This window comes from Chitinophaga sp. HK235, from assembly GCF_018255755.1.
Taxonomy (GTDB): domain Bacteria; phylum Bacteroidota; class Bacteroidia; order Chitinophagales; family Chitinophagaceae; genus Chitinophaga.
In genome coordinates this window covers 3,043,022-3,061,636 of sequence record NZ_CP073766.1, presented here as the reverse complement: position 1 = coordinate 3,061,636, position 18,615 = coordinate 3,043,022, and the positions used below count along the sequence as shown (strand labels likewise).

Below are 18,615 nucleotides of genomic sequence, written 5' to 3'. Positions count from 1 at the left end.
GCTTTATATCGATGAATGATCAGAAACACAGGTTTATCTTTTCTGCCCTCCCTGAATTGTAGTAAATTGCCGGTTTTATAAAAAGAATATCAGATATGTTGCAACGAATCGTGAAGCCGCTTGTGATGGCAGCACTCCTGCTGCTTTCCCAGCTGACTTATGCCACTGAAGGAATGTGGTTGCCTCAACTGCTGTCCGGCCTTAATGAGAAAGAGATGAAGGGAATGGGGATGAAAATCAATGCCTCGGATATCTACAACATCAACAAGGGAAGCCTCAAAGACGCTATCGTTAGCTTTGGTGGCTTCTGTACCGCAGAAGTAATCTCTTCCCAGGGATTGCTGCTCACTAACCACCACTGCGGCTATGATGCTATCCAAAAGCATTCTTCCCTCCAGAATAATTTCCTGGAAAATGGTTTCTGGGCCAAAACAGCCACTGAGGAACTGCCTAACCCTGGTCTTTTTGTCTCTTTTATCGTCCGGATCGATGATATTACCAAAGCCGCTCTGCAGGACGTAAAACCCGGCATGAGTGAGCGGGAGCGTCAGTCGGCCATCGATAAACGTATCAACGAAATCAGACAGAATACCAAAAAGGAATCCTGGCAGGAAACAATGGTGAAACCCTTCTTTGAAGGCAACCAGTATTTCCTCTTTGTCACCGAAACCTATCGCGATGTACGCCTGGTGGGTGCTCCCCCTTCTTCCATCGGTAAGTTCGGCTCTGATACCGACAACTGGGTATGGCCCCGTCATACCGGCGATTTCTCCATGTTCCGCGTGTATGCCGGCAAAGATGGCCGTCCTGCTCCTTATTCTCAGGACAACGTGCCACTGACACCCAAACACTTCCTGCCTATCTCCATGAAAGGTGTAAAACCCAACGATTTTACCATGGTACTGGGCTTCCCTGGCCGCACTTCTGAATACCTGCCTTCTGAAGCCGTAAAACAGACCGTACAGGTGCTGGATGCTGCCAAAGTGGAAATGCGTGATGCCGCCCTTAAAATCATGGACGGCTATATGCGTAAAGACGAACAGATCAAAATTCAATACGCAGCCAAATACGCTTCTACCGCCAATGCCTGGAAAAAATGGCAGGGGGAGATGCTGGGCATCAAACAAAGCAATGGCATCAGCAAAAAACAACAGTACGAAGCTACCTACCGCCAGCTGCTTAATAGCAATGCTACACTCAAACAACAATATGCCGGTGTACTGGACACCCTCAATGCACTGTACCGCCAGATACAGCCTTACGCCCAGACACGTGATTATTACAGCGAACTGGTAAAAAATGCAGAGATCTTCACAGCAGCTGACCGCCTGATAGACTTCCTCGCCGATGTACGCGAAAAAGGAGAGGGGCAATATGAATCACTGCGTCAGCAGTTCCTGGAGTCTATGCAGTCATTTTATAAGAACTACAATGCCAAGGTAGACCACGATGTATGTGCCAGCCTGCTGGAACTGTATGGCAAAGGCGTTCCCAAACAATACGCTGGCGCAGAATATGCTCAGCTCTCCGCTGAAAGCAACAACGACGGCCGCGCCCTGGCTGATAAAATATTTAACCTGTCTGGTCTTACCTCCCTGGATAAACTCAAGGCTTTTGTGCAGCAACCATATAATGCTGTTGTGGCGCAGATGTGGAAAGATCCGGCCACCCGTATGGCCATGGCATTACGCAAAGGTTTTGTAGACAATGTCAGCAGACCTCTCAGCGATCTGCAGAGCAACATCAACCGCCTTCAGCGTACTTACATGCAATCGCAGATGGACGTAATGGGCAGTAAAAAACGTTTCTATCCGGATGCGAACAGCACGCTGCGTGTTACCTACGGTAAAGTAGACGGCTACAGCCCCCGCGATGCCATCCACTATGATTTTTATACTTACCTCGATGGTGTAATGGAAAAATACGTGCCCGGCGATTATGAATTTGATGTGCCGGCCAAACTCAGAGACCTGTACAAAAACAAGGACTATGGCCGTTATGGCGTTAATGGTAGAATGCCGGTATGTTTTATTGCCAGCAACCATACCACCGGCGGTAACTCCGGTAGCCCGGCCCTCGATGCCAATGGTCATCTGATCGGCCTCAACTTCGACCGTACCTGGGAAGGCACCATGAGCGACATCAACTACGACCCGTCTATCTGCCGTAATATCATGGTGGATATCCGCTACGTGCTGTTTATTGTAGACAAATTTGCCGGTTGCACCAGACTGGTAGATGAAATGAAACTAGTACCGTGATTAATGTGATGTAACTGATGCTCCTGATAAATGGAGATAAAAGCGAAGGGCCCATGAACTTTGATTCATGGGCCCTTCGCTTTATTCGTTCTAATCACTAAATAAAACCTTCGCTTATCAGGAGCATCAGCATCATCAGCATTAATCAACGTTACATTCGTATACTATCGAACTACATCTATCCACATTTTTCAGTCCCTTCCGGTAAGACCTGAAACCGTGGAAGAAGCCGGCAAAGAGGCGGCTTTTACCGGTTTTATATTTTTCACTAAGCAGACTCACATAAAAACCGTCAAATACCATCGGGTGTTTTTTGATCAGTTTGATGTTGTGCTGGGCTAGCAGCTGTGCCATGGAATCGGGTGAGAAATGGTACAGATGGCGGGGCACATCATAGGCAGCCCAGTATTCACCATAATGTGATGCGTCTGAGGAGGTGTAGTTGGGAACAGCTATCAGCAGGGCTCCTCCGGGTTTCAGCAGCTGACGGATACGATCCAGGTAACGGTGCAGCTCATGAACATGTTCGAGCACATGCCACATGGTGATGGCATCGTATTGTTTCTCCGGCAGTGTGAAAAGCTGATCGATGGGAAGCGGCTTGATGTTGTAGAGTGTCTGTGCATTACGGCGGGCATTTTCATCCGGTTCGAGGCCGGTAATGGTCCAGCCGCCTGTCTGCATATAATGAAGGAAAGCGCCGGTACCACAGCCAATGTCCAGCAGGTTGCCCTGTTTGATGCGGGCTGCAGAACGTACCCAGTTTTGCTTGGAACGCAGCGTGATTTTACGGACACTGTGATAGAGGCGATTGATCAGTCCTTGTTTGGTTTCAGAATGGGAGATGTATTCTTCAGATTGATAATACCGGCCTATGTTGGCGTTGTCCGGCACATGCTGAGTAAAACGGCCGCCACAGCCTCCGCAATGAAATATGGGAAATGTTTCTTTAGATACAGTATAGTCTTTAGCGGAGAGTGCTTCGTGTATTTGTGAGGAACCACAAAGCGGACAGCTATTGTAATAGATCAAGTTCAAATTTTTTTAGACTCAAAAATATATAATTCAATGACGAATTGTCAATCAGGAATTATGAATTAAGAGATAAATTATTCATCCGTAACCCGTAATTAACAATTCGTCATTGTTTAAGCATTGTATTCACCCCAAACATGACGGAGGGCATCTGCTATTTCACCCAGTGTGCAATAGTTTTCCACTGCATCGATGACCAGCGGCATCAGGTTTTCGGTGGTCTGTGCTGCCGCGCTGATGCGCTGCAGGCATTGTTCTGCGACCTGGTTATCGCGGCGTGCACGCAGGGCTTTCAGCCGGTCAGACTGCATCTGGCGTATGCTGTCATCAATCCGGAATACTTCCGGCGGTTGATTGTTTTCCACAACAAACTTGTTGACACCAACAATGATTTTTTCATTGTTTTCCACTTCCTGCTGATATTTATAGGCGCTTCGCGCGATTTCATCCTGTATGAAACCTTGTTCTATCGCGCTGACAGCGCCACCCATCGCATCTATTTTGTGGATCAGCTCCCAGGCTTTGTTTTCTACTTCATTGGTCAGTGCTTCTACATAGTAAGAGCCTGCCAGTGGGTCTACAGTGTCGGCCACACCACTTTCATAACCGATGATCTGCTGAGTACGCAGGGCGATACGGGCAGCCTCCTCTGTAGGGAGAGAGAGGGCTTCATCGAATCCGTTGGTATGGAGTGACTGGGTACCGCCCATAGTAGCTGCCAGTGTTTGAACCGCCACACGTACAATATTGTTATGTGGCTGTTGGGCTGTCAGGGTACTGCCACCTGTCTGTGTGTGAAAACGCAGCATCTGTGCTTTCGGGTCGGTAGCGCCCAGTTCCCGGGTGATGTTGGCCCACATACGGCGGGCAGCACGGAACTTGGCCACTTCTTCAAAGAGGTGGTTGTGTGCGTTGAAAAAGAAAGAAAGACGTTTGGCAAATACATTGATATCAAGTCCTTTTTCCAGCGCTGCTTTCAGATAGGCTTTACCGTTAGAAAGTGTGAAAGCCAGTTCCTGTACGGCATTGGCACCTGCCTCACGGATATGATATCCTGAAATGGAAATAGTGTTCCACTTAGGTACTTCCCGGCTGCAAAAGTCGAAGATATCGGTGATGATGCGCATGGAAGGTTTGGGAGGATAGATGAAAGTGCCTCTGGCCGCGTATTCTTTCAGGATATCGTTTTGTATGGTACCCGAGATCTTTTTCAGGTCAGCACCCTGTTTTTTGGCAAGGGCGATATAGAATGCCAGCAGTATAAAACCAGTGGCATTAATGGTCATGGAAGTAGAGATCTGTTCCAGGGAAATACCTTTGAAAAGAATTTCCATATCATCCAGCGAATCGATAGCTACACCTACTTTGCCAACTTCTCCTTCAGACATGGCATGGTCTGAATCATAGCCTATCTGGGTGGGGAGGTCAAAAGCCACGCTGAGGCCCATCACGCCCTGGCTCAGGAGATAGTGGTATCTTTTGTTGGACTCTTCCGCCGTGCTGAAACCGGCATATTGCCGCATGGTCCATAGTTTGTCCCTGTACATCGTGGCATGAATACCGCGGGTAAAGGGGAAGACGCCAGGCAGCTCATCCATCGCCACAGGCTGCGTATACAGCGGTGCGATCCTGATGCCGGAGTCGGTTTGAATGATCTTTTCCATGGTTATTGAACTAGCGTTGCAATGTTACATAAATATTATGGTACTTCGCCGTCGGGAAAAATATTGATAATTTGCAGTAAAGTTTGGCCCTGTTATGATCATCTGGTCTTTATTATGTATTACTTTGGCGCTGGCCTTGTTTAGCTTGTATCTGCTTTATCGCGCAGGTCATCGCCCGCTGGCCCGCTCCTATACTATCCTTTTGCTGGGCCTGTCGCTGGGAATTTTCCTTTACCTCTATGGTACCTGGATATACCTGTCTGTCTATACCAAATATGTTTTTGGTGTGTTACTGATGGTGATGCTGATCATGCTGCCTTTCGGCAGAAAAAAAGATACCAGTCCTCTACTGCCCGTATGGAAGAGAAACGCTAACCTCCTGTTGTCAGGATTATTACTGATGATAACAGCGCTTTATTTCACCGGTACTACTGGCACACCGCATACGGTCAATCTGGCTTTCCCGCTTAAATCAGGACGGTATTTTGTGCTGCAGGGCGGAAAAGGACTCCCCACCAATGTCTTCCATTTCAGCCTGCGTGGCGCAATATATGCGATGGATATCGTAAAGATTGATGACCGTGGTACCCGCGGGGCCGGTGTCTTTTCCCGCAAACTCAGTGATTACTGGATTTTCAACGATACCGTATATGCTCCCTGTGATGGCATCGTCAGGAGAGCCTATGGTGATAACCCCGACAATATCCCGCCCGCAATGGACAGGGGACCTAAAAACACCAACCAGGTATTGCTGGAAGGAGCCGACTGTTATTTTTTTGCCGGACATCTCAAACGCAACAGCGTGGTAGTGCATGAAGGACAGCATGTAAAACAGGGACAGGCACTGGGCTGTGTGGGCAATTCCGGCTTCAGTACCGAACCACATCTGCATATACAGGCGCACGAAAAAAAAGCAGGCGTGCCCTGGTATCAGGCCCCGCCTTTATACATGTTGTTTAATGGAAAAGGATACCTGCTGAACGAAGTGATCAGCGTAAAATAATTATCTCATCAGTTTCTTGGCTTCTGAATTGATGATCTGGGCAGTCAGCTCTGCTGGAGATTCGCCGGCCTGCATAAACACTTCCAGCAGCTGGCGGTTGAGCTCCAGCGCGGGTGCATCGGGTGGCAACTGAATCGCTACCTGATTGATAACGGAGATGGTTTGTTCTTTCAGCGTTTTTACAGCTTCCCAGGTCATGGTTGATACATAGATCTGCTGGGTGATATTGTGTTCATATTCCGTTTTGATGCTCTGTACCATGGATATCTGCATGTCCACGGCGCTGATGCCTGGCTGATAGATGCGTCCTATCAGGCTTTGTGGCGTGATACGGTCTACATACAGCGCAAGTCTTTCATAGGCCTGTAATTGAAGTGGTAACACGGCCTGGTTCACAGGAGAAGGTTTGTCTTCTGCAGGTGCTTCCTTTTTTTTCTTGAACAAATCACGGACGGTCATGTATACAACGGCGCAGGCGCCGATGGCAAGTGCCAGATACAACAGCTGTTGGGAATTCATCTTATCGGAACGTTTTGAAGCGCAAATGTATATAAAATAAATTTGTTATGATTACGAATTACGAATTGAAGTGGCAATGATTCACTCAATCCGTAATTCGTAATCCGTAATTATTTCAATTTGCCCAACCATTCTTTTATCCTGGCAGCGCCTTTCTCCAGGTTAGCCATGGTGGTGGCATAGGAGAGGCGAATGCAGTCCGGCTGCTGGAAAGCGGAACCAGTCACCACAGACACATTTGCTTTGTGCAGGAGGTACATGCAGAGGTCATCTGCATTTTTGATATGGGTATCTTCATAAGATTTATTGAAGAAGGCACTGATATCAGGGAACATGTAGAAGGCTCCTTCGGGGTCATTCACTTTCATGCCCGGGATATTTTTCAGTGCTTCATGTATGAAGGCGCGTCGTTTTTTGAATTCAGCTACCATGGCTTCTGCGGTGCTCAGGTCACCGGTAAGGGCGGTGATGGCGGCACGCTGTGTAATAGAGCAGGTGGCGGAAGTAAACTGGGCCTGTATTTTATCACAGGCTTTGGCTATTTCCAGGGGAGCAGCCAGATAGCCAAGACGCCAGCCGGTCATGGCAAAACCTTTACTGAGGCCATTGATGACGATAGTACGGTTTTTCAGGTCGCCGAACTGTGCAATACTTTCATGTTTGCCAACGTAGTTGATATATTCATAAATCTCATCGGAGATGATAAAGATCTGCGGATGTCTGGCAAATACGGCTGCCAGTCCTTCCAGTTCTTCTTTTGAATATACAGAACCGGTAGGGTTGCAGGGGGAGGAGAACATAAACAGCCTGGATTTAGGCGTGATGGCCGCTTCCAGTTGTTCCGGCGTGATTTTGTAATTGTTCTCAATACTGCAGGGCACAAATACAACCACACCCTGGCACAGGGCTACCTGCTCGGAATAGGTCACCCAGTAAGGCGTTGGGATAATTACCTCATCACCGGGATTCACAATGCTCAGTACAGCGTTGGCCAGGCTTTGTTTGGCACCGGTGGTAACAACAATCTGCTCCGGCGTATAGTCAAGCCCGTTATCACGTTTCAGTTTGTGCACCACGGCTTGTCGTACTTCGGCATAACCGGCTACAGGTGTATAGTGCGTAAACCCTTCATCAATGGCCTTTTTGGCGGCTTCCCGGATATGTTCCGGTGTGTCAAAATCAGGTTCTCCAATACTCAGGTCTACGATATCTATCCCCTGTGCTTTCAGCTCTCGGCCTAATTTGGCCATTTTAATTGTTTGCGGCTCGGAAATCCGTGACAGCCTTTCTGCTAATTGATTCATATCTAATCATTGGATTGACCGCAACAAACCTACATAAAAAAACTAGAAAAGCAGTAACAGTGTTCCCGTAAAGTCATGGAGGAGTGCGGGGGACAGGAAAATGGCCAGGGATCAAACAAAGGAGCGAAGACCACCCGGGTCTTCGCTCCTTTGCCTTTCTGTTTTATGGTATGAAAATGTTAGTAGCTGGAAGTATGTGACAGATAATACAGCTGCAGTTTGTTGTCACCGGTGCTGTCTTTGGCGCCGGCCAGGTAAATGGTATAAGCATATCCGGCCTGGAAAGGTACTTGTGTAGCGCCGGCATCCTGGCGGGAAGTACCTTTTACCAACGGAGTGGTTTCTCCGGGCAGGGTAACATAATATTCCACCATACCACTATACGGATCATCAGCATTCCAGGGGGCGCTTGGCGCGAATGCCTGATTGCTGGCAACCTTTTTCTTGTTGATGTACAGGTCTACCGGACCTACATTGGGACTGAGGTTAAGGAAGCGGAAGTTCACCTTGCTGTTGGACAGGCCGGCGAAACTTTCCTCCTGGTACCTGGCCACAAAGTTTTTAGCGGCATCGTTATAGGTGATGATGGTGTAGAACTTGGTGGAGTCAAATTGCTGAGTTACAGAGTCCAGTCCGATACCGTTGGTTCTCCGGAAGGAGAAGGTGTGTACACCGGGCTGATCCTGGAATGGAGCGGAACTGCCGGTTTTGTAAGGACCTGTATTCATCTTGCCGTTGTTGTTGAAGATGTCCAGGCTGGAGGGAAGGTAAGCGCCGTTAATGATAGCAGCGGTGTAATTCATCCGTGGAGGAGTGACATCGTTCTGTTTCAGGCAGGATGAAAATCCGATTACTCCTCCTAGCAGGGCAGCTACCGCCCATATGCGATTTTTTTTGATCAGCATTAGCTCTCAGTTTTTTAGTATGTTTTTTATAAAATTTGTGTTCCACTATGTTTCCTGAAGCGGCTCAGGTCTGGTTGATTCATTTTTTTTCGTTGTAATTCTTCTTCATATATCAGTTCACCGATGGCCTTCAGAAAAGGTTTACCTGTTTCTTCAAATGATTGCTGGTCATCTCCCAGAATCCCGTTTTTGTTCACCAGAAGGCTAACAGAGAGCAGGAACTCCACATGATTGGCATAGTCCGCTATATACGCCGTATCTGTCAAAAAACCGTAGGCCCATCCCGGTTTGTTGAAAATTCTGATATGGTCGGGTATATGTGCTGTACGTTGTCCGCCAAAAAGCAGAAATTTCACATATGCCGGATGATACTGCCCCGGGTCATACACCGGATCTGTTGATTCTCCAGGGTATTGGGACATACAACGATACAAAAAACTGTAATCATTATCCGTTAAACGGAGCTTGAGAGGATTTGTTACAGTTTCCGGAAAAAATAACTGCTGCATCATGCAGTGAAGCTCGGCCAGCGGTAATCTGTTGCGGTGGGAGAAGTCCATAGGGCTTTTTTCCACTTTCCCTTGATGGTTGATATGCTGTTCACCGGCGAGGTCGTGACGCGGAGTAAAGCGGAGACTGCTTACCATATCGGGCTGATCGTACAGCAACTTCTTCTCAGTCTGGAAATAGACACCGTTGGTATGCATATTGGCCGCTATGTGAAGGGGGAGACCTACCCGGTGCCGTATCTCTGTGCCGGTATATCCCAGCTCCCACAGACGCCTGTTAAAGGGCTCCTGACCTATAAATTCATACAGCCTGTTAAAGGCGTCGTTGTCGCTGACCAAAAAAATTTTTTTGATATAATGAGATATCGATGGTAGCTTGCCTGCTGCAGAATAGTCGTGCAGCACTCCGGGATTAATCCCTGGCAACGGCCGGGTGAACATGGCCGTATGACGGTCCAGCCCCGGGATACGGAGATCGTTCAGCTTTTCCAGTGCCAGCAGTGCCGCAGGGAGCTTGACCGTAGATGCCGGATAACAATAACATGGCTGGCCTATACCATAGTGGAAATCAGTAAAATGCGGCCTTTGCAGCTCATCCCGGTCTATACGGGTGTAAAGAATCTGCAGCCGGTGACCGGTAGCATCCCTGAATACCTTGGCCACAGGGCCTTTCTGACTTTTCAGCAAAGCCAAAAGGAAATTATCTCTTGTCGGATAATGTTGGGTTTGCATATATTTGTCGGTATTACTGAGTGTAAAGCAAAGATATATTCTTAAAAACAGTAAAAAACCAGGATCGCAGATTTAGAAAAAAAGGGTGTCACCAAGCCCGTAAAGTCAATCACATATTGATTTTGCGCCTCTTTTAACAAGGGCTTTAATATATCAATTTAAATTCTATCTTTGCAACTCTTAAAAATTTTTTATTATAAACCCGAAACAAACAACATGCAACTAAAAGGACTGGTAAGATTTTTTGCCATCGCACTGATCCTTATCTCTTTGTATCAACTGTCCTTCACGTTTTTGGTGCGGAACTATGAGAAGAAGATCGAGCAGAAGGCTGAGACCGATGTCTCCAAACAATTCCCTACCCCTGAGCAGAAATACCCTGCAAGTAAAGAACTGCAGGCGTTTTACTCAGACACGCTGAAAGGATTCATTAAACAAAGAAGACAAGAGATCGTGGACAGCACCAGCAATAAACAGATTGCCGGGTTTCCATGGTACGTTACCTACAACAAGGCCAAAGAAAAAGAGTTGAATCTCGGCCTCGACCTCGTAGGTGGTATGAACGTAGTGCTGGAAGTGAGTGTGGAAGATGTGATCCGCGCCCTTTCCGGACAGTCCAAGGATCCCGCTTTTAACAAAGCGCTGGACCTGGCTGAAGAACGCAAAAAGACTAACCAGGCTGATTTTGTTACTTTGTTCGGGCAAACTTACGCTGAAGTGGCTCCTCAGGGCCGTCTGGCAACTATCTTCGCTAACGCCTACCAGAAAGATATCAACTTTAATTCCTCCAACCAGCAGGTGCTGGACATGATTCGTAAAGAATCCCGTGCTGCCATCAAAAACACCTACATCGTACTGCAAAAACGTATCGACAAATTCGGTGTGGCCCAGCCCAATATCAGCCTGGACGAGAATAAAGGTCTGATCTCCGTGGAACTGGCCGGCGTTGACAATGCAGAACGCGTACGCAAATACCTGCAGGCTACCGCCAACCTGGAATTCAGGGAAGTTTACAAAAACAGCCCAGACTTCTTCCAGAATGTGCTGAATCCAATGAACGAAGCCATCAGGAACGCACACGGTGGCGCTGCTGCAAAACCAGCTACTCCTGACACTACTAATGCCACTGCCGCTGCCAACCCTGCTGATACCACCAAGGAAGGTAAACTGAGCGACTACCTGGCTAAAAAAGATACCGGCAAAACCGTAAAAGACAGCAGTAAAGCAAACAAAGAAGAACTCCTCAATGAACAACGCAAACAAAATCCGCTGTTCACTGTACTGTTCCCAATGATCGACCCGCAGTCCGGAACGCTGATCCCCAGCCCTTCCATCGGTCGTATCCTGCCTAAAGATACTGCCACCTTCCGTCAGTACCTGCAAATGCCTGCTGTTCAGGCCATCCTGCCTAAAGATGCGGTATTCGCTTTCGGTCCTGAAAACAAGGAAGACAAATACGGCCCGCTGTCTGTATACGTGCTGAAGGTAAACCCTGCGAACCCTGCTCCCCGTGTAGGTGGCGAAAGGATCGTAGACGCACGCCAGGACATGGACCAGAACAACCAGCCGGAAATCAGCATGACCATGGACAACATCGGTGCCCATGAGTGGAAAAAACTGACCGGTGAACTGGCTCCTTCCAACCCGAAAGATCCTTCTACACTGAACTTCGTAGCTGTAGTACTCGATAATATCGTTTACTCTGCTCCGTCTATCCAGGGTGAAATCGCCGGTGGCCGTTCTTCTATCAGTGGTAGCTTTACCATCGAAGAAGCGAATGACCTGGCCAATATCCTGAAATCCGGTAAAATGCCTGCCCCTGCACGCATCGTACAGGAACAGATCGTAGGACCTACCCTCGGTGCTGAATCTATCGCCGCTGGTGGTAAATCTTTCATGATCTCCTTCGTGATCATCTTCGTACTCATGCTGGTGTACTACAACAGCGCCGGCTGGGTAGCTAATATCGCTCTGGTCCTCAACCTGCTGTTTACCTTCGGTATCCTGGCATCCCTGGGTGCTACCCTCACCATGGCTGGTATCGCAGGTCTGGTACTGACCATCGGTATGGCTGTGGACACCAACGTAATCATCTTCGAAAGGATCAAGGACGAACTCACGCATGGCAAGTCTTACCCTGACGCGATCTCCCTCGGTTACAAACGCTCTTATGCTCCTGTACTCGACGGTCACGTTACTTCCCTGCTCACTGCATTTATCCTGTTCTACTTCGGTTTAGGTCCTGTACTCGGCTTCGCCACCACCCAGATCATCGGCTTGCTCCTGTCCCTGTTCTGCGGTATCCTAGTATCCCGTATGGTAACCGACTGGTGGACCAACAAAAAGAGACACTTCGAATACTTTACGCCTATTTCCCGCAAAGTATTTAAACACGCTGCCTTCGACTTCGTTGGTAAACGTAAATATGCTTACATCATCTCCGCTGTCGTAATGGTTGCGGGTGTGTCTTCCTTCTTCCATGGTTTCGACCACGGTATCGACTTCTCCGGTGGTCGCAGCTTCACTGTTCGCTTCGAAAAACCGATGAACAGACAGGAAGTAGCTGACGTGCTGAAGAAAGAATTTGAAAGCGAAGTATTTGTAAAAACTATTGGTAACACCAACCAGCTGAACATCACTACTGCTTATAAAATTGAGCAGCAGAGTCTGGCGGTTGATCAGGAAGTTATCACCAAACTGTACCACGGTCTGAAGCCTTACTACGAAGCTTCCGTTACACAGGATGTGTTCAACACCCGCTACGTAATTGGTTCCCAGACAGTGTCGCCTACCATCTCCGATGACCTGCGCGCCGGAGCGGTAAAAGCTACCGTACTGTCTATCCTGGTGATCTTCGTGTATATCCTGATCCGTTTCAGCAAATGGCAGTACTCTATCGGTACTATCTTCTCCCTGCTGCACGACGTATTGCTCACCCTGGCTGTGTTCTCCTGGTTTAAGGACATCGTTCCTTTCACCCTGGAAATCGACCAGCACTTTATCGCTGCAATCCTGACCGTGATCGGTTTCTCCATGAACGATACCGTGATCGTATTCGACAGGATCCGTGAATACTTCAGAACCGGTGCTCATGGTAAAGACAGGGATACTGTGATCAACAAAGCGATCAACGATACCCTGAGCCGTACCATCATGACGTCTCTGACTGTGTTCCTGACCATCCTGGTGTTGTTCATCTTTGGTGGTGAAGTAACCCGCGGTTTCGCCTTCGCTATGCTGATAGGTGTACTCACCGGTACTTACTCTTCTATCTTCGTAGCTGCACCAGTACTGGTAGACTTCGACAAGAAAAACCAGCTGTCCAACGAAGGCGATGCTATCGCTGTTACTACTAAAAAAGCAACACCTGCTGAAAAATAAGTAAGGGATAGCTGAAGAATATGTTTGATAGGGGCTGACCACTGGTCAGCCCCTTTTTTATGCGGTTAAATGTAACAGTAATGCCGGGAGGAGGGGAATGGTAAAGGAGTGTGGGGAGAATTAAAGTGATTTGTTGAATACAAATCCGCTGGCGCCGGTATTGTCCTGGTAATCCACTTCCATGCCTACGAGGTACATGCCATGGGCTTTTTTGATGATCACAGGAATACCATCGATATCGAAGAGGTCGTCATCTTCATGGCGGGCATCAAATCCCAGCATGAACGACATGCCGGAACATCCCCCGCCTTTTATGCCGATGCGCAGATAGGGCGCTTCCACATCCCCCTGTAGCAGTTTTTTCAGTACAGCGGCAGCATTGTTGGTCAGTTGTACGGGGGCAGTAAATCCAGTGGCCATAATCCTTTATTTTCCGCAAAGGTAGGGAAATGACGCAGGATCGGGGAGGAGTGGTATCCGGAAGGTAACCTCAGACAGTGGTAGCTGCCAGTTGAAGCAGGGTTTCGTGAAGGGCCAGTACCTGTGGGATGACCAGCTGTTGTTCGTCGTTATGGATAACGTAGTCGCACAAACGCATTTTGATCCTTTCGTCGATTTGTTTATGCATCCGTGCCAGTACTTCATCCCGGGTAACCTTATCGCGTTTGATGACACGGAGTATGCGCAGGGGCTGAGGGGCGTATACGCCGATGATTTTGTCGAGGTGATGGAAAGACTCGGTTTCAAAGAGGAGGGCGGCTTCCTTGAGTACGTAAGGGGTGGTTTGCTGGCTGGCCCAGATATTGGAATCCCGGATAGTGGCGGGGTGTACCAGGGAGTTGAGCAGGGCGAGTTTGTTTTTGTCGTTGAAAACGATGTTGCCCAGGTATTTGCGGTTAAGGGCACCGTTATCGTCATATACTTCCTTGCCGAAGTGCGTGCGCACGGCTTCTGCCAGCTCCTGGTCCCTTACCAGGATGTCTTTGGCACGGTCATCTGCATAATACACAGGGACGCCGAGTAATTCAAATATTCTGCTGACGGTGCTTTTACCGGAACCGATACCACCGGTGATTCCTACCTTTAACATAAATCCGGGTACTTGATTCAACAATTAAAACCTAAGTATATAAAAAATCCCGGACGTAATGGCCGGGATCTTTTATATACAGTGTGGTCTGTATTATTTGGTTTCGTTCGGTTTCTGCTGAGCGGAAGTGTATTCCATGCTGATAGCAGAACGTTCGATGGTGAAGTTGGTGCCTGGGGCTACTTCAATCAGAATGGTATTGTTATCGTTTATTTTTTTCACTTTACCATGAATACCGGCGATCGTAACAATTTTGTCGCCCTCTTTGAGGTTGTCTATGAATTGTTTCTGGAGTTTGGCTTTTTTGGTTTGAGGACGGATCATAAAGAGCCACATAACCAGGATCATACCGCCAAAAAACAGGATAGAAACCATTGGGCTACCGCCTTGTGCACCACCTTGTGCCGGTCCCATCAGTAAAATGTTCGTGATGTTCATCTATAAATTGATTTAAGAGTTTGCCTAGTTCAGCGCTTATTTAGTTATGATATTACACTGGATCTTAGGGCCTACCTGATAACCACCTTCCCGGTTGGTTTTGATGGATATTTCTTTTTCGGTATAGCCGGATTTCCCATGACTGTCGAATATTACCTTCATAAAACCTGATTCTCCCGGTTTGATTGGTTGTTTGGGCCATTCCGGTACGGTACAGCCGCAACTGGAGATTGCATCCTCGATAATCAGGTCCCGGGTGCCGGTGTTTTTAAACTTAAAGGAATATTCCACTTTTTCACCCTGGGTAATGTCCCCAAAGTTATGCACCTTTTCTTCAAAAGTAAGATCTGTAGCTTTACCCGCATCAGCTGGGTTGCTGATGGCGGATGATTGACCAGCAGCATTGCTGCTTTTTGCCGGTTGGTTATTGTTGCAGGCAGCCAATAAAAGGGTGCCACAGGTAAGGAAAAAGAGCAGTGTTTTCATAAAAATGTTGTTTTGCTTAAAAATACTGCTTTCCACTTACTTTTTTGGACGGTCCTGTTTTTGTACCAGCTCTTCTTTTTCCAGGTCTTTCAGGATATTGTCGAGGATACCGTTGATAAACTGTCCGCTTTGAGGAGTGCTGTAAGCCTTGGCGAGGTCAATGTATTCATTGATGGTCACCTTGGTAGGGATAGTGGGGAAGTAGAGGAATTCACAAACCCCCATTTCCATCAGCAGCATGTCTACGGCGGCGATACGTTCCGGATCCCAGTTCTGCAGCTTTGGTTTGATCAGCTCCAGGCAGTATTCCTTTTTGTCGATCACGGTCAGCAGCAGTTCTCTCGCGTAGTCCAGTTTTTCCTTGCTGATCAGCTGGAGGAAGTTGAACAGATGCGGTTTGTTGAAATAGTTGCCGATCAGGATGGTCATCATTTCTTCATCATCGCTCCAGTGAAGGAAAGTATCTTCCATGTGCTGGATGAACAGCTCGTTTTTGGCCAGTATTTCCTTATAGATATATTCCAGCATTTCCTTTTCACCAGCTTTGGTGCGGTTTTCGTCCGCAATGTAGGCTTTGTAGGTGTCTGAAGCTACCAGTATATTATAAAGTTTTCTGATCAGGTCATTATCGGTCAACGGACGGATTTTCCATTGTTCCAGGTTTACCTGAAAACCTCTGTCATTTTTAATCTGATAAATGAATTCGTTTCCTGCAATCTTGGTGTTCACCTGCAGGTCCTCGGCAGAGGGTAAGTGTTTGGAAGCACGGGTCTGTGCATCGGTTTCCGCATATTGTCCTACCTGCACTACTGTATAAAGCAGATACGTAAAGATCTGACACGTCTGGTCCAGCTTTTCGTTCAGAAGTCTGGTGGCCGTGCCCGGCTTGATGTTACTTTGCTCCATCGTTTCCAGGGCGTAAAGTGTTTGCATCACTTTTACCCGGATATTTCTTCTACTGATCATCGTATAAAAAAGAACTGGTATAAGGGCGCAAAACTAGACAAAAAATCTGACATTTGATGAAGGGTTATTGGGTTGATATTTCACAATTGGTTTTGAGAGAATTACCAAAGCGATGAAGACCGCCTGTCATAATTAGATAATGAAATTTTCAAATATTTAAATGAACTGTCATTTTTTCCTGTTGCTTGTCATGATTTGTCAGTAATAAAAGCCTGCAGTACATTCGCAATCTGCCAAATTTGACGATAAACGCCTATTGGCATAATTCTCGTGGGCGAACAGCATTCTAAAATCAACTACTTTCTTTAAATAAAAACTACTATGGCTAAGAAATTAAGTATTAAACCTTTAGCTGACAGGGTAATTGTTAAACCTGCAGCCGCAGAAGAGAAAACCGCAGGTGGTATCATTATCCCGGATACTGCAAAAGAAAAACCTGTAAGAGGCACCGTGGTGGCCGCCGGTCCTGGTAAAAAAGATGAGCCGATCACTGTTAAAGTAGGTGATACTGTACTGTATGGTAAATACTCCGGACAGGAACTGCCTATCGACGGCGAAGACTTCCTGATCATGAGAGAGTCTGATATCCTGGCAATCGTTTAATTACAGTAGGTTGTTATCGTAAACAAAATTTTTAAAATACGCTAAGAATTATGGCAAAACAATTATTCTTCAATATAGATGCCCGCAACAGAATGAAAAAGGGTGTGGATACCCTGGCTGACGCGGTAAAAGTAACCCTCGGACCTAAAGGCCGTAACGTTGTTATCGAGAAAAAATTCGGTGCTCCTGGTGTCACTAAAGATGGTGTAACCGTTGCTAAAGAAATCGAACTGGAAGATCCTATCGAAAACATGGGCGCCCAGATGGTAAAAGAAGTAGCTTCCAAAACTGCTGACCTGGCAGGTGACGGTACTACTACTGCTACCGTTCTGGCTCAGGCTATCATTGGCGAAGGTCTGAAAAACGTAGCTGCAGGTGCAAACCCAATGGACCTGAAACGCGGTATCGATAAAGCGGTTAAAGCCGTTATCGAAAACCTGAAAAAACAATCTGAAAAAGTTGGTAACGACAACAAAAAAATCGAACAGGTTGCTTCCATCTCTGCCAACAATGACTCCGAAATCGGTAAACTGATTGCTGAAGCAATGAAAAAAGTTACCAAAGACGGCGTTATCACTGTAGAAGAAGCTAAAGGTACCGACACTACTGTTGAAGTAGTAGAAGGTATGCAGTTCGACCGCGGTTACCTGTCTCCATACTTCATCACCAATAGCGAAAAAATGCAGGCTGAACTGCAGAACCCTTACATCCTGATCTACGATAAAAAGATCAGCACCATGAAGGACATCCTGCACATCCTGGAAAAAGTTGCTCAACAGGGCGCTCCACTGGTAATCATCTCCGAAGATCTGGAAGGTGAAGCACTGGCTACCCTGGTGGTAAACAAACTGCGTGGTACCCTGAAAGTAGCTGCAGTTAAAGCTCCTGGCTTCGGCGACAGAAGAAAAGACATGCTGCAGGATATCGCTACCCTCACCGGTGGTATCGTTATCAGCGAAGAACAAGGTTACAAACTGGAAAATGCTGACCTCACTTACCTGGGTAAAGCAGAATCCATCACTATCGATAAAGACAACACTACCGTTGTAGGTGGTAAAGGTCAGAAAAAAGACATCCAGGGCCGTATCGGTCAGATCAAAGCGCAGATCGAAGTAACTACTTCCGACTACGACCGCGAAAAACTGCAGGAACGCCTGGCTAAACTGAGCGGCGGTGTTGCTGTACTGTACGTAGGTGCTGCTACCGAAGTGGAAATGAAAGAGAAAAAAGATCGCGTAGACGACGCATTACACGCTACCCGCGCTGCCGTTGAAGAAGGTATCGTTCCTGGTGGTGGTGTGGCTTACATCCGCGCTATCGAATCCCTGGAAAAACTGAAAGGCGAAAACGACGACGAACAAACTGGTATCCAGATCGTTAAACGCGCTGTGGAAGAGCCGCTGCGCCAGATCACTGCTAACGCTGGTATCGAAGGTTCTATCGTAGTACAGAAAGTAAAAGAAGGTAAAGGTGATTTCGGTTTCAACGCTCGTACCGAAGTTTACGAAAAAATGCTGGCTGCGGGTGTTATCGACCCAACTAAAGTTAGCCGCATTGCCCTCGAAAACGCTGCATCCATCGCTGGTATGCTGCTGACTACTGAATGCGTAATCGCTGACAAACCAGAACCTAAATCTGCTGCTCCTGCTATGCCAGGCGGTGGACACGGTATGGGCATGGACTACTAATCAGTCTTATTACCATAAAGAAAAAAACTCC

The 18,615-nt window shown here is 47.3% G+C and carries 16 protein-coding genes; 5 read left to right on the top strand and 11 right to left on the bottom strand.

Annotated features, from left to right (window positions below; genetic code table 11):
• Positions 1-95 precede the first annotated feature (95 nt).
• Entirely contained in the window at positions 96-2,261 is a 2,166-nt protein-coding gene (locus KD145_RS10615; RefSeq protein ID WP_249219792.1) for a S46 family peptidase, read from the top strand.
• A 141-nt stretch (positions 2,262-2,402) separates the two neighbouring features.
• Here the strand turns inward: KD145_RS10615 and KD145_RS10610 are convergent, their stop codons facing one another.
• Positions 2,403-3,293 (bottom strand): class I SAM-dependent methyltransferase, encoded by an 891-nt coding sequence (locus KD145_RS10610; RefSeq protein WP_249219791.1) that lies wholly within the window; start codon positions 3,291-3,293, stop codon positions 2,403-2,405.
• 116 nt (positions 3,294-3,409) lie between these two features.
• Positions 3,410-4,960 carry a methylmalonyl-CoA mutase gene (locus tag KD145_RS10605; RefSeq protein WP_212005859.1) on the bottom strand — a complete coding sequence of 517 codons (1,551 nt, stop codon included), beginning with the start codon at positions 4,958-4,960 and terminating at the stop codon, positions 3,410-3,412.
• Positions 4,961-5,054: 94 nt separating this feature from the next.
• Here KD145_RS10605 and KD145_RS10600 point away from each other — a divergent pair, with 94 nt between their 5' ends.
• A complete protein-coding gene (locus KD145_RS10600; RefSeq protein WP_212005858.1) occupies positions 5,055-5,963 on the top strand; it encodes a M23 family metallopeptidase in 909 nt (302 codons plus the stop codon).
• Here KD145_RS10600 and KD145_RS10595 read toward each other — a convergent pair whose 3' ends face one another.
• The 4 genes from KD145_RS10595 to KD145_RS10580 form a co-directional block, all read right to left on the bottom strand.
• A complete protein-coding gene (locus KD145_RS10595; protein ID WP_212005857.1) occupies positions 5,964-6,482 on the bottom strand; it encodes a hypothetical protein in 519 nt (172 codons plus the stop codon).
• A 110-nt stretch (positions 6,483-6,592) separates the two neighbouring features.
• On the bottom strand, positions 6,593-7,786 hold the full coding sequence (locus KD145_RS10590; RefSeq protein WP_249219790.1) for a pyridoxal phosphate-dependent aminotransferase: 1,194 nt from the start codon (positions 7,784-7,786) through the stop codon (positions 6,593-6,595).
• 179 nt (positions 7,787-7,965) lie between these two features.
• Entirely contained in the window at positions 7,966-8,691 is a 726-nt protein-coding gene (locus KD145_RS10585; protein WP_212005856.1) for a DUF4397 domain-containing protein, read from the bottom strand.
• Between the two features lie 26 nt (positions 8,692-8,717).
• Complete coding sequence (locus KD145_RS10580; RefSeq protein ID WP_212005855.1) at positions 8,718-9,932, bottom strand: serine hydrolase; 1,215 nt, start codon at positions 9,930-9,932, stop codon at positions 8,718-8,720.
• A gap of 216 nt (positions 9,933-10,148) precedes the next feature.
• Between KD145_RS10580 and secDF the strand changes: the two genes are divergently transcribed.
• A complete protein-coding gene (secDF, locus tag KD145_RS10575) occupies positions 10,149-13,313 on the top strand; it encodes a protein translocase subunit SecDF (RefSeq protein ID WP_212005854.1) in 3,165 nt (1,054 codons plus the stop codon).
• Positions 13,314-13,433: 120 nt separating this feature from the next.
• Here secDF and KD145_RS10570 read toward each other — a convergent pair whose 3' ends face one another.
• The 5 genes from KD145_RS10570 to nusB form a co-directional block, all read right to left on the bottom strand.
• Positions 13,434-13,733 carry an iron-sulfur cluster assembly accessory protein gene (locus tag KD145_RS10570; protein WP_212005853.1) on the bottom strand — a complete coding sequence of 100 codons (300 nt, stop codon included), beginning with the start codon at positions 13,731-13,733 and terminating at the stop codon, positions 13,434-13,436.
• Between the two features lie 70 nt (positions 13,734-13,803).
• Entirely contained in the window at positions 13,804-14,403 is a 600-nt protein-coding gene (gene coaE, locus KD145_RS10565; protein ID WP_212005852.1) for a dephospho-CoA kinase, read from the bottom strand.
• Between the two features lie 93 nt (positions 14,404-14,496).
• Positions 14,497-14,841 (bottom strand): preprotein translocase subunit YajC, encoded by a 345-nt coding sequence (yajC, locus tag KD145_RS10560; RefSeq protein WP_249219789.1) that lies wholly within the window; start codon positions 14,839-14,841, stop codon positions 14,497-14,499.
• 36 nt (positions 14,842-14,877) lie between these two features.
• Positions 14,878-15,327, bottom strand: coding sequence for a DUF1573 domain-containing protein (locus KD145_RS10555; protein ID WP_212005851.1), 450 nt, complete (start codon positions 15,325-15,327; stop codon positions 14,878-14,880).
• A 36-nt stretch (positions 15,328-15,363) separates the two neighbouring features.
• Entirely contained in the window at positions 15,364-16,293 is a 930-nt protein-coding gene (gene nusB / locus KD145_RS10550; RefSeq protein WP_212005850.1) for a transcription antitermination factor NusB, read from the bottom strand.
• Between the two features lie 321 nt (positions 16,294-16,614).
• Here nusB and groES point away from each other — a divergent pair, with 321 nt between their 5' ends.
• Together groES and groL are read left to right on the top strand one after the other, a co-directional pair.
• The gene (groES, locus tag KD145_RS10545; protein ID WP_113617945.1) at positions 16,615-16,896 is read left to right on the top strand and encodes a co-chaperone GroES; all 282 of its coding nucleotides are present in this window, start codon (positions 16,615-16,617) and stop codon (positions 16,894-16,896) included.
• Positions 16,897-16,946: 50 nt separating this feature from the next.
• Positions 16,947-18,584: a chaperonin GroEL gene (gene groL / locus KD145_RS10540; RefSeq protein ID WP_113617946.1), complete on the top strand. Its 1,638-nt coding sequence runs from the start codon at positions 16,947-16,949 to the stop codon at positions 18,582-18,584.
• The last annotated feature ends 31 nt before the right edge of the window (positions 18,585-18,615 follow it).